The organism is Paracoccus fontiphilus (assembly GCF_017356265.1).
GTDB classification, from domain to species: Bacteria; Pseudomonadota; Alphaproteobacteria; order Rhodobacterales; family Rhodobacteraceae; genus Paracoccus; species Paracoccus fontiphilus.
The window spans coordinates 1-14974 of sequence record NZ_JAFNAW010000007.1 but is presented as its reverse complement, the minus strand read 5'-3'; the positions used below and the strand labels follow the sequence as shown (position 1 = coordinate 14974).

Annotated in this window: 12 protein-coding genes; 6 read left to right on the top strand and 6 right to left on the bottom strand. The window is 69.0% G+C overall.

The features are described from left to right. Positions 1-21: 21 nt before the first annotated feature. Complete coding sequence (locus J0F76_RS04220) at positions 22-1020, bottom strand: LacI family DNA-binding transcriptional regulator (protein WP_207466073.1); 999 nt, start codon at positions 1018-1020, stop codon at positions 22-24. 93 nt (positions 1021-1113) lie between these two features. Here J0F76_RS04220 and J0F76_RS04215 point away from each other — a divergent pair, with 93 nt between their 5' ends. The 5 genes from J0F76_RS04215 to J0F76_RS04195 are packed head-to-tail and all read left to right on the top strand — an operon-like array spanning position 1114 to position 6693. Then, entirely contained in the window at positions 1114-2166 is a 1053-nt protein-coding gene (locus J0F76_RS04215; protein ID WP_207466071.1) for a sugar phosphate isomerase/epimerase family protein, read from the top strand. Then, on the top strand, positions 2163-3266 hold the full coding sequence (locus J0F76_RS04210) for a Gfo/Idh/MocA family protein (RefSeq protein WP_242689978.1): 1104 nt from the start codon (positions 2163-2165) through the stop codon (positions 3264-3266). Before J0F76_RS04215 ends, J0F76_RS04210 begins: the two co-directional genes overlap by 4 nt. After that, positions 3263-4747, top strand: a complete 1485-nt coding sequence (locus J0F76_RS04205; RefSeq protein ID WP_207466068.1) for a sugar ABC transporter ATP-binding protein — start codon at positions 3263-3265, stop codon at positions 4745-4747. The genes J0F76_RS04210 and J0F76_RS04205 overlap by 4 nt, the downstream gene beginning before the upstream one ends. Then, positions 4744-5712 carry an ABC transporter permease gene (locus tag J0F76_RS04200; protein ID WP_207466066.1) on the top strand — a complete coding sequence of 323 codons (969 nt, stop codon included), beginning with the start codon at positions 4744-4746 and terminating at the stop codon, positions 5710-5712. Before J0F76_RS04205 ends, J0F76_RS04200 begins: the two co-directional genes overlap by 4 nt. Before the next feature lie 18 nt (positions 5713-5730). Continuing rightward, positions 5731-6693 (top strand): ABC transporter substrate-binding protein, encoded by a 963-nt coding sequence (locus J0F76_RS04195; protein WP_207466063.1) that lies wholly within the window; start codon positions 5731-5733, stop codon positions 6691-6693. A gap of 63 nt (positions 6694-6756) precedes the next feature. Here the strand turns inward: J0F76_RS04195 and J0F76_RS04190 are convergent, their stop codons facing one another. From J0F76_RS04190 to J0F76_RS04175, 4 genes are all read right to left on the bottom strand, one after another. Beyond that, positions 6757-7452, bottom strand: coding sequence for an SOS response-associated peptidase (locus J0F76_RS04190; RefSeq protein ID WP_341351556.1), 696 nt, complete (start codon positions 7450-7452; stop codon positions 6757-6759). 32 nt (positions 7453-7484) lie between these two features. Beyond that, complete coding sequence (locus J0F76_RS04185) at positions 7485-8933, bottom strand: CYTH and CHAD domain-containing protein (protein ID WP_207466061.1); 1449 nt, start codon at positions 8931-8933, stop codon at positions 7485-7487. Positions 8934-9019: 86 nt separating this feature from the next. Continuing rightward, positions 9020-9736, bottom strand: a complete 717-nt coding sequence (locus J0F76_RS04180) for a COG3904 family protein (protein WP_207466058.1) — start codon at positions 9734-9736, stop codon at positions 9020-9022. Between the two features lies 1 nt (position 9737). Continuing rightward, positions 9738-10979, bottom strand: coding sequence for a hypothetical protein (locus J0F76_RS04175; RefSeq protein WP_242689977.1), 1242 nt, complete (start codon positions 10977-10979; stop codon positions 9738-9740). A gap of 267 nt (positions 10980-11246) precedes the next feature. On the opposite strand from J0F76_RS04175, the gene yghX reads away from it, so the two are divergent. Beyond that, positions 11247-12146, top strand: a complete 900-nt coding sequence (gene yghX / locus J0F76_RS04170; RefSeq protein ID WP_207466053.1) for a YghX family hydrolase — start codon at positions 11247-11249, stop codon at positions 12144-12146. A 57-nt stretch (positions 12147-12203) separates the two neighbouring features. Here yghX and J0F76_RS04165 read toward each other — a convergent pair whose 3' ends face one another. Continuing rightward, positions 12204-14855, bottom strand: coding sequence for a nitrate reductase (locus tag J0F76_RS04165; RefSeq protein WP_207466052.1), 2652 nt, complete (start codon positions 14853-14855; stop codon positions 12204-12206). Positions 14856-14974 lie beyond the last annotated feature (119 nt).

Here is a 14974-nt window from a genome sequence, read left to right as displayed (position 1 = left end):
CGGACAACGGCTTTGCCTGTCCTAGGCAACCGGGCCGGTGGTCTCGCGCACCATCAGGCGCGGCTCCAGCATGGTTCGCGCTGCGACCGGCCGCCCCTCGATCCGGTCCAGGATCACCCGCGCCGCGTTCCGGCCCAAGTCGCGCTTCGGCTGGCGGATCGTGGTCAGCGCGGGGTTCAGGTGCGACGCAAGCTCGATGTCGTCGAAGCCGATCAGGGAAATGTCGCGCGGCGCCTCGACCCCGGCGCGGCGCAGGCTGGCAAGGAAGGCGCAGGCCATCTCGTCCGAAAAGGCGAAGACGGCCGTGGGCCGTGACGCCGGGGGCATGGCCAGGAACTCTGCCGCGGCGCGCTGCCCGGCCTGCAGGGTGAAGTCGCCCTGGAACAGGATCAAGTCGCCCGCGACGCTTTGGGCCCCTTCCAGCCGGTGCCTGTGCAGGACGTTGTCGGACGGCCCGCCGATCACGCCGATCCGGACATGGCCCAGGTCGCGCAGATGGGCCACCGCCAGCCGCCCCCCCTCGCGGTTGTCCAGCATGACGCGCGGCAGGTCCGCGCCCTCGATCCATTCGCAGGCCGTGACGACGGGGGGGATGTCGTCATGGTCCATCAGGGGGCGCCGGGGCACCATGCCGTCCAGCAGGATGATCCCGTCCGCCCGCGAGGGGTCCAGGAAGCGCGGCAACATGCGGTGGCGCCCCTGCGCGTCAAGCGTGTCGGACACCAGCAGGTCATAGCCCGCCTGCGCCAGTTTCCGGCCCATGCCGTCCAGGATCTTGGCGAAGAAGGGATTGGCGAGGTTCGGGACAAGGGCCACGACCACCCCGGTGCGCTGCTTGCGCAGATTGCGGGCGGCATGGTTGATGCGATACCCGGTCGAGGCGACCGCCTCCATCACGGCCTCGCGGGTCGAGGCCGCGACGACATCGGGATGGGACAGGACACGGCTGACCGTCGAGGCCGACACACCCGCCAGCCGCGCCACATCCGCCAGTCTTGCCCGTCCCGAGGTTCGTTCCATCCGCTGACACTAGGCCCCTGCGCACAAGGGTGCAAGAAAGTGTTTGCAATCGATTGCAGTCCAGTGCAGGCTGGACCATGAGGAGAGGACTTCATGCAAACCATCAAGGGGCCTGCGCTGTTTCTGGCGCAGTTCATCGGCGCGGAAGCGCCGTTCGACAGCTGGGACGGGATCACCCGCTGGGCCGCCGATTGCGGCTACAAGGGCGTGCAGGTGCCGACGCTGGACCCGCGCATCCTCGACCTGGCAAAGGCAGAGGATTCGGCCGATTACCGTGACGAGTTCCTGGGCATCGCGCGCCAGAACGGCGTCGAGGTGACCGAGCTTTCGACTCATCTGCAAGGCCAGCTTGTCGCGGTCCATCCCGCCTATGACGCTGGCTTTGATGCCTTTGCGCCCGCCAGCCTGCGCGGCGACCCCAAGGCGCGGCAGGAATGGGCCGTCGGTCAGGTTGCCCAGGCGATCCGCGTCAGCCGTTTGCTGGGCTTGGACCGGATGGCGACCTTTTCCGGCGCGCTGGCCTGGCCCTATCTTTACCCATGGCCGCAGCGTGCGCCCGGACTGGTGGAAACCGCCTTCGACACGCTGGCGGCGCGCTGGCGCCCCCTGCTGGACCTGGCCGAGGACCACGGCATCGACATCTGCTACGAGATCCATCCGGGCGAGGATCTGCATGACGGCATCACCTTCGAGATGTTCCTGGACCGCGTGGGCAACCACGGGCGCGCCAACATGCTGTACGACCCGTCGCATTACGTCTTGCAGCAACTGGATTATTTGCAGAACATCGACATCTATCACGACCGGATACGCATGTTCCACGTCAAGGATGCCGAGTTTCGCCCGACCGGCCGCCAGGGTGTCTATGGCGGTTTCCAGCCGTGGATCGACCGGGCGGGCCGGTTCCGCAGTCCCGGCGACGGGCAGGTCGATTTCGGCGCGGTGTTTTCCAGGCTGACGCAGTACGGTTTCGACGGCTGGGCCGTGGTCGAATGGGAATGCGCGCTGAAGCACCCCGAGGACGGCGCCCGCGAAGGCGCGGCCTTTGTCCGCGACCACATCATCCGCGTGACGCCTCACGCCTTCGACGATTTCGCGGAAAGCCACGTCGATCGCGCGGCCATCGACAAGGCGCTGGGGCTATGAGGCCGATCCGCCCTCATCCTGTAAGGCTTGGCATGGTCGGCGGCGGCAGCGGGGCCTTCATCGGCGCCGTCCACCGGATCGCGGCGCGCATGGACGGGCGGTTCGCGCTGGTGGCGGGGGCGCTGTCCTCGGACCCGGCACGCGCGCAGGCCAGCGCGGACGACTTGGGCATCCGCGGCTATGACGATTTCGCCGCGATGGCGCAGGCCGAGGCCGCGCGCCCCGACGGGATCGAGGCGGTGGCGGTCGTCACTCCCAACCACATGCACGCCGCCCCCGCCGTGGCCTTCCTGAACGCGGGCATCCACGTGATCTGCGACAAGCCACTGGCCGCCACGGCCGAACAGGCCCGCCAGATCGCCGATGCCGCGAGGGCCGGCGGCGCGCGGCTCTTCCTGACCCACAACTACAGCGCCCTGCCGATGGTGCGGGAAGCCCGCGCCCTGGTGGCGGACGGTGCGCTGGGCACGCTGCGGCTGGTCCAGGCGGAATACCTGCAAGGCTGGCTCGCCGACGACGTGCAGAACAAGCAGGCCGACTGGCGCACCGATCCCGCCCGCGCGGGCGCCGGGGCGCTTGGCGACATTGGCACCCATGCCTGGCAACTGGCGCAGTTCGTGACCGGGCGGACGCCCGCCCTGATCTCGGCGGATCTGTCCTCCATGGTGGCGGGACGGGCAGTCGATGACGACGCACGGATCGCCTTGCGCTATGAGGGCGGCACGAAGGGCGGCATCTGGGTCAGCCAGGTCGCCGTGGGGCAGGAAAACGGCTTGTCGCTGCGCCTGTTCGGGTCCGATGCGGCGCTGGAATGGCACCTGCAACGGCCCGAGCAGTTGATCATGACGCCCAAGGACGGCCCCGCCCGCATCCTGACGCGCGCGCAGGACCGCAGCGGATCGTCGCGCACGCCGCCCGGCCATCCCGAAGGCTATCTGGAAGGTTTCGCAAACCTTTACAGCGACATCGCCGCAATCATCCGGGGCGACCTGACCCATGAGGGCCGCGTGCCGGGGATCGAAGCCGGGCTGTCCGGCATGGCCTTCATCGCTGCCTGCCAGGCCTCCGCCGCGCGAGACGGCGCCTGGGTAGCACCATGACGATTCTTGCCCTGAAGAACGTCAGCAAGAGCTTCGGCCCCATCCAGGTCCTGCACGACGTCGATCTGGCGCTGGAACCCGGCGAGGTCCACGCCCTGATCGGCGAGAACGGCGCCGGCAAGTCCACGATCATGAAGATCCTTGGCGGCTTCCTGGACCCCACCGGCGGAGAGATCCTGCTGGACGGGCGCCCCGTGCGCTTCGCCAGCGGCCCCGACGCCGAGGCGCGGGGCATCGTCGTGATCCACCAGGAATTCAACCTCGCCCCCGACCTCACGGTCGCGGCCAATGTCTTCCTGGGCCGAGAACTTGGCGGGCTGCGGCTGGACCACCGCGCCATGCGCGATCAAACGGCGGCGCTGCTGGACCGGCTGGACACAAGGATCGACCCCGGCACCCCCATCCGCGACCTGTCCGTGCCCGACCGCCAGATGGTCGAGATCGCCAAGGCCCTGTCCCGCAAGGCGCGCGTGCTGATCATGGACGAACCCAGTGCGGTGCTGACCCACCGCGAGGTCGGCGCGCTTTACGCGCAGATCGACCGGCTGCGCTCCGAAGGGGTCGCGATCCTCTACTGCTCGCACCGCCTGGACGAGGTTGCGCATCTGGCCGACCGCATCACCGTCCTGCGCGACGGCCGCGTGGTGCGCCGGGCCCTGCGCGGCGAGTTGACCGAGGACGGCATGGCCACCGCCATGGTCGGGCGCGAGTTGCAGGACTTCTATCCGCCCAAGGGCAACCCGCGCGACGAAGCCGCGCTGGAAGTGCGCGGCCTGACCGTGCCGGGGCGCGTCCACGGCGCCAGCTTCACCCTGCGCAAGGGCGAGGTGCTGGGCATCGCGGGCCTTGTCGGTTCGGGCCGGACGGAACTGGCGGAAGGCCTGGTGGGCCTGCGCACCGCCACCGGAGAGATCCGCGTGGACGGCAAGCCGGTGGCGATCCGCCACCTGCGCGACGCCTTCGCCGCCGGCCTCGCCTACCTGACCGAGGACCGCAAGGAAGCGGGCCTGCTTCTGGACAAGGGCCTGCGCGAGAACCTGACGCTGGCCACGCTGGAGCGTTTCGGCAACCTGCGCGTGGATACCCGCGCCGAGGACGCGGCATTGGACCGTGCCACCGCCGATTTCGACATCCGCGCGAAAAGCCGCGACATGGCGGCGGGCAAGCTGTCGGGCGGCAACCAGCAAAAGCTGCTGCTGGCCAAGACCATGCTGCCCGACCCGCGCATCATCATCATCGACGAACCCACGCGCGGCATCGATGTAGGCACGAAGCAGCAGATCTATGCCTTCATCCGCAAGCTGGCCGACGAAGGCCGCAGCATCATCGTCATCAGCAGCGAGATGGCCGAGGTGATCGGCCTGTCCGACCGCATCCTGGTCATGCGCGAAGGCCGCATCGCAGGCGAAGTCGCGGGCGCGCAGATGACCGAAGACACCATCGTGCGCCTTGCCATGGGCGTGACAGGGAACGCCGCATGAAACTCGACCTCCACATCCTCGGCCCGCTGGTTGCGCTGATCGCGCTGATCATCCTGGGCGCGCTGCTGAACCCCGCCTTCCTGGCGCCGGCCAACATCACCAACGTGCTGGCGCGCTCGGCCTTTATCGGCATCATCGCGGTCGGCATGACCTTCGTGATCACGGCGGGCGGGCTGGACCTGTCGGTGGGCTCCATGGCGGCCTTTTTGGCCGGCATCGCCATCATCGCCATGAACGCCGCCCTGCCCGGCGTGGGCGAGAACTGGGGCACGATCCTGCTGGGCGTCGGCGTGGCGATCCTGGGGGGCGTCGTCGCGGGCCTGCTGAACGGGCTTCTGATCACGCAGGCGCGGATCGAGCCGTTCATCGTCACCCTTGGCACCATGGGCATCTTCCGCAGCCTGACCACATGGCTGGCCGACGGCGGCACGCTGTCGCTGGAATACGGGCTGCGCACGCTGTACCGCCCCGTCTATTACGGCGGCATCGGCTGGATCACCTGGCCTATCATCGCCTTCGCCCTGGTCGCGATCCTGGGCGAATGGGTCATGCGCCATTCCCGCTTTGGCCGCCATGTCGAGGCGATCGGGTCCAACGACCGCGTGGCGCGCTATTCCGCAATCGACGTGAACCGCGTCAAGCTGATGACCTATGTGGGCCTTGGCCTGCTGGTGGGCATCGCCACGGTTCTTTATGTCCCGCGCCTGGGCTCCGCCTCCGGCGGCACGGGCATCCTGTGGGAACTTGAGGCCATCGCCGCCGTCATCATCGGCGGCACCGCGCTGAAGGGCGGCCGGGGCCGGGTCTGGGGCACGGTGGTGGGCGTGCTGATCCTGTCGATGATCGACAACATCCTCAATCTGGCCGATCTGGTCAGTCCCTATCTGAATGGGGCGATCCAGGGGGTCATCATCGTTCTTGCTGTCGTGCTGCAGCGGGAAAAACGCGCCGCGGACGAGCGGTAATCCTTGGGAGGGAATGGAATGCAACGCAGAAGCCTGATGAAAGCCACCGCGCTGGCCCTGGTGCTGGGCAGCGGCATGGCGGTGGCGCAGGAGGCCGCCGACGACCAAATCACCATCGGCGTGTCGATCCCGTCCGCCACGCACGGCTTCATGGGCGGGCTGAACTGGCACGCCCAGGACACCATCGAGCGTCTGGGCGAGGTTTATCCGAACGTCCAGTTCGTGCTGTCCACGGCGGGCGACGCCGCCAAGCAGGTCAGCGACATCGAGGACATGATGGCCACCCGCGACATCGACGGCCTTGTGGTCCTGCCCTTCGAATCCGAGCCGCTGACCGCCCCCGTCGCCGCCGTGAAGGAAGCGGGCAAGTTCGTGACCGTGGTGGATCGCGGCCTGTCGCAGGAAGGCATCGAGGATCTGTATGTCGCGGGCGACAACACCGCCTTCGGGCGCGTGGCGGGCGAATACTTCCGCGACAACCTGGAAGCGGGCAGCAAGATCGTGGTGCTGCGCGGCATCCCCACCACGCTGGACAACGAGCGGGTCGAGGCCTTCCAGGCCGCGCTGGAAGGGTCCGAGGTCGAGATCCTGGACATGCAGCACGGCAACTGGAACCGCGACGACGCCTTCGCGGTGATGCAGGACTATCTGGCGAAATACCCCGAGATCGACGCGGTCTGGGCGGCCGACGACGACATGGCCGTGGGCGTGCTGGAGGCAATTTCCGCCGCCAACCGCCAGGACGAGATGTGGGTGATCGGCGGCGCCGGCATGAAGGAGATCGTCAAGCGGATCATGGACGGCGACAAGCAGTTGCCGGTGAACGTGACCTATCCCCCTGCCCTGATCTCCTCGGCGATCGAGATGACCGCGCTGCATTTCGTGTCCGGCGCGCCGATGGTCGGCCGCTTCATCATCGGCAGCCAGCTGATCACGCCCGAGAACGCCGAGCAGTTCTACTTCCCCGACAGCCCGTTCTGACCGGCACGAAGCCTTGATCGTCCTTGATGGCGCCGGGACAAGTCCCCCGGCGCCATTTTTGCATCAAAGCAGCCGCCCTTGCGGCTCGTCGGGCGCCTTTGGCGGCAGCACCAACAGCGCATCATCCGCCAGCGGCCGTTGCAGCGCCTGTGCCTGTGTCCAGTCGGCCGACATCCACATCTCGATCTCGTCTTCGGTGGTCAGGATCACCGGCATGGCCTTGGGATGGATCGGCTTGACGATCCCGTTCGGCTCGCAGGTCAGGAAGGCGAAAAGCTGGTGTTCGCCCGGTCGCGGCGACTTCATCGACCCGCGCCTGCCCTGCCACGGCGTCCAGATGCCCGCGAAGAAGAACAAGGGCCGGCTCTCGTCCAAGGCGAACCAGTGCAGCGGCTTGCGCCTTGTCACCGGGTCGGGCCTTGCCCCGTATTCCGAGAATGCGGTAGCGGGCACCAGGCAGCGGTGCTCCACCCCCAGCCAGCGCCGCCAATGCGGGCTGGCGGTGTTGCGGATGTTGGTGACGCCGGTGTCGGGCGCATCCCTCGACTTCAGGAACTGCGGGGGCGTCGGCATGCCCCAGGTCAGCCGGGCAAGCTCCCGCCCCTCGGGCGTGTTGCGGACCACGGGCGCGGGGCGGTCGGGATAGATGTCAAGGCTGGGTTCCAGATTGCCCAGGCTGTCCTGCATGACCCGCACCACGTCCCGGATCGCCTGCTGGTTGGTGGTCAGGTTATACAGGTTGCACATCGTCGCATCCAAGTGCCCAGACAGGACGCCCCCACATCCCGAGGCTATTTCCAGTATTTCGCGGCAGAGGCCAGATCCCGATAGGCTTCCTCGGCTGCGGCCAGCAGCGGCGCCCGGTCATGTGTGCCGATCAGATCCGCCGCTTCCGGCATGTCGCCCAAGCCCAGGCGGTCCAGCACCAGGGGCGCGGCGGCGAGGTCGTTTAATGCCCCCAGTTGTTCCTGGAAGAGTTCCAGCGACGCGCCAAAGCGCTTGCGATCCTTGCGGCGATCTCTTGCGAACAAAGGAGCAAAGAAATCTGCGGCATAGCGCAGCTTCTTCGTGTCCTTTCGAAGATCATGGCGGGCCTCGTCCTCAAGTTCGGACAGGTCCTTGCCGCCGGACTTGACCTTGCGGCGGAACCGCGACAGCGCCTTGGCCGCGAAGTCACGGGCATCCTTGTCGCGCATGGCCTGCCCGTCGGGGTCGGCCAGCCAGTCCCCGTGTCCGAGCCATTCCGCAAGATCCAGCATCAGGGTCCGGGCACGGCCAGACTCCAGGACCTCGGCCACCTCATCATAGGCCTTGTCGCGGGCGGCCCGGATGCGGTCCCGGACGGGCCCTGAGGGCGCGCGGGACAGCAGCACGTCAAGGTCGCGCGCCTCTCCCAGCGTTCCGGCCAGCCAGCGCAGGTCCTCGCGCAGGCCGCCGCCCGCCGCCCCCAGCATCGGCCGGAAGATGGTGAACGCCGACCGCAGCCTGCGCAGCGCCACCCGCGCCTGATGCAGGGGCTCGGCGGTTCGGCTTGCCAGCAGCAGATCCTCGTTCAGGCGGAACTGCCGGATGCAGGACAGGGCGATCCGCCGGAACGCCTCGGCCGCCGTCAGGCCATCGTCAAGGGTCACCTCCTCGGCCTTGATGGCCACGGGCGCGGGTCCGACAAGGCGGTAGCCGCGTTCGGACTTGCTCAGCACGCCCAGCTTGACAGGGGCCGCGGCGGCCAGCCGCCGCGCGACGGCGAAAAGGGCCCGGGGCGGACCCGAGACAAGTTCCAGCTCGCATTCGCAGACCGGGCTGCTGCGGTCTGCCGCCCGGACGTCGCCTTGGTCGATCACCACCTCGATCTGGGCACCGTCTTCGTTCAGCAGCCAGCGCCGCCGGTCGACCGCCACGGTAAAGACAGGCGAAAGCCGCCCCGCACCGTCCCCCAGAACCGAGGGAACCGGGGTGTCGTCGCCAAGCACCGGCACATCGCCGCTGACGGGCATTTCCCATTCCGGCCGGGTCAGGACCCCCGCCGCGCCCTTGTCCGCCTGCTTGACGGTCTGGATGCGCTTGCCCTTGGCCTCGCGGATGCGCAGCGACAGGTTGGCGGCCGCCAGCGCGCGGTCCGGCGTGTCGAAATAGATCGACCGCTGCGCGACCGGCTTCGGCTTGCCGGGCAACACGCCCGCCGCCTCGATCATCCGGGCGGACTCCTCGGACAGGTGCAGCTTCAACTCGATCTCGTCCATGGCAAACGCGCCTTCTGTTGGATGTCTTTCAATCCTCGCTCGCGCCACCGGGTTCCGCAAAGTCCATGTGCGGCCCCGGGCTTGCTTCAGGCAGTGACCAGCCGCAGGTCGGACAGGACCTCGGGCGGCAGGATGTTTATGTCTTCGGGCGGGGTCCGCAGGGCGTGGGACATCAGGCGCAGATCCACGCCCATGTCGGTCAGGAAGTCCATGACGCCCGCCTGCCCGCGCTGCAGGTCTCGGATCGCCATGAAGGCGGGCAGGATCGTGTTCTCGCCGAAGTCGTGCTGGTGCACGCCCACGACGCCGCCAGGGGCCACCCGGCGCGCGTTCCCGCCCGCCAGCATGTAGGGGCAGGCCGACATGCAGACCGCGCCGTCGGCGACGGCGGTGTCATAGCCCGCCGAACGGATCGCGCGCCCGATGGCCAGCGCGTCGGACACCGACCCGCCCGAACTGTCGAGGCTGACCAGCGTTTCCACCGGCCGGGCTTGGTCCAGCCAGGCCAGGAAGCGGTCGGCATCGCCCGGCGCGATCTGGCCCGCGATGCGGATCGCGCTGTCTTCGACGGAAAACTCCAACTGCTCGGGCATGGGCCGCATGGCGGGGGTGCCGGGCGCGGCGGGCCGCAGGTCGGGGCGGTAGGGGCGGACGCTTGGCCCTTGGGCAGGGGGCGCGAACAGGCCCGGCGCGGCCTCGCCGGGCGTGCCGCGGATGTCCATCGCCACGATGGCCCCGGCCATGACGACCTGCGACAGCAGCACGGCCCGGATCGCGCCCTGCGGGGTCGAGAACAGCCTCATGTCATTCCCCCGGCCGCACAAGCGCGCGCGGCGGATCGGCGGGAACATCGGGCTGGCGCAGCAGGTCCGCCGCCGCCAGCGCGGCACGCAGTTCGCCGACGGTCATGCGGTCGTCGCTGTGGGTCTCGCCCCGGCCGCCGCGGATCGCGGATTGCACCACCATGATGATGAAGACCAGCACCGCAGGCAGCAGGTCGATCGAGATCGCCCCCGCCCAGGCCGGGATGAAGTTGCCCGCATAGGCGATGACCGCATCCGCCGCCGACATGGCGGTGTAGATCGCCTCGGACGGCTGCGGCAGGGACAGGACCTCGTTCGCGGCCGCCGTCAGGGTCGCCGCCCGTTGCTCCACCAGCGTCAGGACCGAGGCGATGGTGCTGTTCTGCCCGGCGCGCACGTCGGCCGACGATCCGTCCAGTTCGGGCAGCACGACCGCGTCGGCCAGATCCTGCGCCGCCCGCGCGACAAGCGGCGCGGGGTTCAACTGGCGAAGCTGGGTGATGATGCCGGAAAGCTGGACCGCGTCCTCGGAAAAGCGGACGGTGCGTTCCTCGATCGCGCCCGGCTCGACCGACAGGCTGCGCATCCGGGCAAGGATGGTGTTGCCCTGCGCGAAGGCATCCTCGATCGGCTGGGCGACGCCGGTCATCTGGTCTTCCAGGGCCTGAAGCTCGGACCCCTTCTGGGTCAGGACGCGGAACACCGCGCCGCGCCCGGAAAAGCCCGACAGCGTGCCGCCCGCCTCCTGTTCCGACAGGTCGCCGAAGCTTTGGCGCACGCGGGCCACGTCGCGCGACAGGGACTGCCCGGCGACGGCGTTCGCGTGCGCGCGTTCCAGCGCCGCCTGGTATTGCTGCACGGTGGTGGCCATGTGGGTTTCCACCGCCGCGCCGCCCGCCAGGGCGGCCGCGTTCAGCCAGGACGACATCGCGATGATGGCGACGCAGCCAAGCGCCATCGTCAGCATCAGCCCGATGCGCGACGTGGCCGTCCTGACGGCGGGCAGAAGCCGCAGCATGTAGGACCAGAAGACGAAGATCCCCACGGACACGGCGATGGAATAGGACAAGGCCGCGAAGGTGGTCCAGACACCCGGATCGTCCAGCAGCGTCCGCACGCCCAGATAGGTATAGATCCCCGAGGCCGCCGCCAGCACCCCGAGGGCCGTCGAGGTGAAGGTGTCAAGCCAGTCGAGATGACGCTCCAGTTCCCGCGCATAGCGGTCGCCGGAACGGTCTGCCATTGGAAGGGGATCGGCCATGGGCTCTCCGCGCAGGGTGGTGACGCTTCGACATAGGGGCTTGGGGGCGGCCCGTCATCCCCCATGGGGACCGGCGTTCATCACAAAGGCAAGGGGTTCCGGTTGCGCCTTGCCCGCCGGCCGTCCGTGGTCCTGCCGGTTGCCGGATGCCACCCGGCTGTCGCCTTGCCGCAGGGATGCCGATGCCGTGATCCCCTGCCCCGCCGTTCCGGGCTACAATCCGGCGTCCCCAACCCGAAAGGATGCCCGATGGCCCGGTTGACCGCGAAGGACTTTCCGCCCGAACTGCTGGAGCTTTACGACGGCTATGCCCATGGCCGCATCACCAAGCGCGAGTTCCTGGACCGCGCCGCGACCTATGCGGTGGGCGGCATGACGGCCGTGGCGCTGCTGCGGACGCTCAGCCCGGATTGTGCGCTGGCCCGGCAGGTCGCCTTCACCGACCCCGGCATTGTCGCCGAATACATCACCTATCCCTCGCCCCAGGGGCACGGAGAGGTGCGCGCTTATCTGGTCCGCCCCGCGCGCGAGGGGGTCGCAACCGACACGCGCATCGGCGGCGTCGTGGTGGTTCACGAGAACCGCGGCCTCAACCCCTATATCGAGGATGTCGCGCGGCGGGTCGCCAAGGCGGGGTTCGTGGCGCTGGCCCCCGACGGCCTGACCTCGAAGGGCGGCTATCCCGGCAATGACGAAAAGGGCCGCGAGCTGCAGCGCGAGGTCGATCCGGCGAAGCTGATGAACGACTTCTTCGCCGCCGTCGAGTTCCTGATGGCCAGCGACATGACCACCGGCAAGGTCGCCGTCACCGGGTTCTGCTATGGCGGCGGCGTGTCGAACGCGGCGGCCGTGGCCTATCCCGAACTGGCGGCGGCGGTGCCGTTCTATGGCCGCCAGGCGCCGGTCGAGGATGTGCCGAAGATCAAGGCACCGCTGCTGCTGCACTTCGCCGAGACCGACGAGAACGTCAACAAGGGCTGGCCCGCCTACGAGGCCGCGCTGAAGAAGCATGGCAAGACCTACGAGGCGCATGTCTATCCCGGCACCAACCACGGCTTCCACAACGACTCGACCCCCCGCTATGACGAGGCGGCGGCGCGACTGGCATGGGACCGGACGCTGGCCTGGTTCGAGAAGTATCTGGCCTGACAGTCCCGACAAGGTTCACGGCAGCCTTTCGAAGGGCTGCCGCGCTGGGCCGCGCCCTCATTCTCCGGCCACAAGGGGCGCAAGGTCATGGGCGTCGCGCCCTGGCTGCGACCGGGCCTGCCCCAGCAGGGCCTTCAGCTCGGGCCTGCAGGACCCGCAATTGGTGCCCGCCCCAAGCGCCTTGCCTATGGCATCGACCGTCATCAGCTTCTGCGTGGCGATCCCTTGCAGGATCGTGTTGATCCCGACCCCGAAGCAGGCGCAGACCAGTGCCCCCGCATCCGCCTGGTCGGCGCCGGGCCGTCCGGCCAGGATGGTCCCGCCGCAGCGTGATCCCAGGGACGCGACCACATGGCTGCGCGACAGCGCCGCAGGCTCGGGCGCGATGAACAGCGTCGCTTCAAGGCGCCCTTCCGCCATGAAGGCCATGCGCAGGATGCCCTTGCGCGGATCGCGCACGACCAGCGGTTCGCCGGCGACGCCCAGCATCGCGCAGGCCGTTTCCGCCCAGTCCCCAGGCTCGGCCAATCCGGCCAGTTCGGCTTGGTGGCCCGTGGCCAGCGTGGCCGTGGCCCAATAATCGCAGGCGGGCCTGATCGGGTGCGTCGAGACGGCAAAGCCGTACCAGGCGGCCTTGAAGGGCCGGATGGCGACCGCGGCCGACTTCGACGCGGGCTGGCCCGAGACCGGGTCGGCGGCACCCGGCACCAGCACGTCGATGCGGCCGCTGGCGGCGGTCTCGCCCGTCCAGTGGATCGGCGCGAAGGGATGGCCCGGCGCAACCCGGTCCGTCACCAGCACCCGCAGGATGGCGCGGCCCAGCGGGCTTGAAACCTCGGCCAGGGAGGCCGGGGCAAGGTCCAGCCGCGCGGCGTCGGCGGGATGCAGTTCCAGGAACGGCTCGGCCAGGTGGCGCGACAGGCGCGGAGACAGGCCGGTGCGCGTCATGGTGTGCCAGTGGTCGCGGACCCGGCCGGTGTTCAGGCGGAACGGATGGGCCTCGCTGACCGGTTGCGGCAGGCGCGGCACCACCGGCACCATCCGCGCCTTGCCCGATGGCGTGTGGAACCGTCCGTCTCCGAAGAAGCGCCCGCCCTTGCGGCGGGACGATTGCGGCCACAGGAACGGCTCCAGCGCGTCATAGTCCTGCCGGGTGATCCCGGCATGGTCCGAGATGTCGAAGTCGCTGCCAAGCGCGACCGCGACGCCCGACAAGGCCGCATGTTCGGCAAAGACCTGCGCCGGGCTGTCCCAGGCGAAGGCGCTTCCCCAGCCCATGCGCGCGGCCACGTCGGCGATGATGCGCCAGTCGTCGCGCGCCTGTCCTGCGGGGGCAAGGACGCGCCGCTGGCGGCTGATGCGGCGTTCCGAATTGGTCACGGTGCCGTCCTTCTCTCCCCAGCCGGTCGCGGGCAGCAGCACATGGGCCAGCCGCGCGGTGTCGGTCCGGGCGATCATGTCGGACACCACCACGAAGTCGCAGCCCTTGATGGCACGGGCGACGCGGTCGGCCTCGGGCATGGACACGGCGGGATTGGTGCAGATGATCCACAACGCCTTGATGCGGCCGTCCTCGACCGCGCGGAACATGTCCACGGCCTTCAGCCCCGGCGTGTCGGCCATCCGGGGCGATCCCCAGAAGCCCTGCACGGCGTCGCGATGGGCCGCGTTCTCGATGTCCAGGTGGCAGGCCAGCATGTTGGCAAGGCCGCCGACCTCTCGCCCGCCCATGGCGTTGGGTTGGCCGGTGACGCTGAAGGGGCCGGCGCCCGGACGGCCGATCCGGCCCGTCGCCAGGTGGCAGTTCAGGATCGCGTTCACCTTGTCGGTGCCGCTGTCCGACTGGTTGACGCCTTGCGAATAAACGGTGACGACGCGCTCGCTGCCGCACCACAGGTCCAGGAACTGCCGGATGGTGCTGTGCGGCAACCCGGTGGCCGAGGGCAGCGTGGCGCGTGCCGCCGCAAGCGCCTCGGCCAGGCTTTCCGGGCTTTCGGTGACAAGCCCGCGCCGTTCGATCTCGGCCAGCAGCAGGTTGAACAGGGTGGCATCGGACCCCGGCGCCAGGGCCAGGTGCAAGTCGGCGATGTCGCAGGTGGCGGTGCGGCGCGGGTCGATCACCACGACCCTGGTGCCCCGCGCCTCGCGCGCCGCGGCAAGGCGCTGGTACAGGACCGGGTGGCACCAGGCGAGGTTCGATCCGACCAGGACCACGCAATCGGCCTCCTCCAGATCCTCGTAAAGGCCGGGCACGGTGTCGGTGCCGAAGGCGCGGCGATGGCCCGCGACCGAGGACGCCATGCACAGTCGGGAATTGGTGTCGATGTTGGCGCTGCCGATGAAGCCCTTCATCAGCTTGTTGGCCACATAGTAATCCTCGGTCAGCAACTGCCCCGAGACATAGAAGGCCACCGCATCCGGCCCATGCCGGGCGATGGTGTCGGAAAACCGCCGTGCCACCAGGTCAAGCGCCTGATCCCAGCCTGCCTCCTGCCCGTCGATCTGCGGGGCAAGCAGGCGTCCGTCCAGGCCGGTGGTCTCGCCCAGGGCCGATCCCTTGACGCACAGCCGCCCCTTGTTCGCCGGATGCCGGGGATCGCCCGCGACGGACAGCCCGCCCGCCCCGTCCGGCGTCGCAAGAACGCCGCAGCCGACGCCGCAATAGGGGCAGGTGGTTCGGACGGCGGGACGGGGATGCTGCATGTTCATCGCGGTTCCTTTCAAGCGGCCGCGTTTTGGCGTCGGCTTGTGTCCAGCATGACGCGCCCTGCGTTGACGTGGACGGGGTAGGTCTGGAGCTGTCCGGTGTCGGGGGCCTGGGCGGTGCC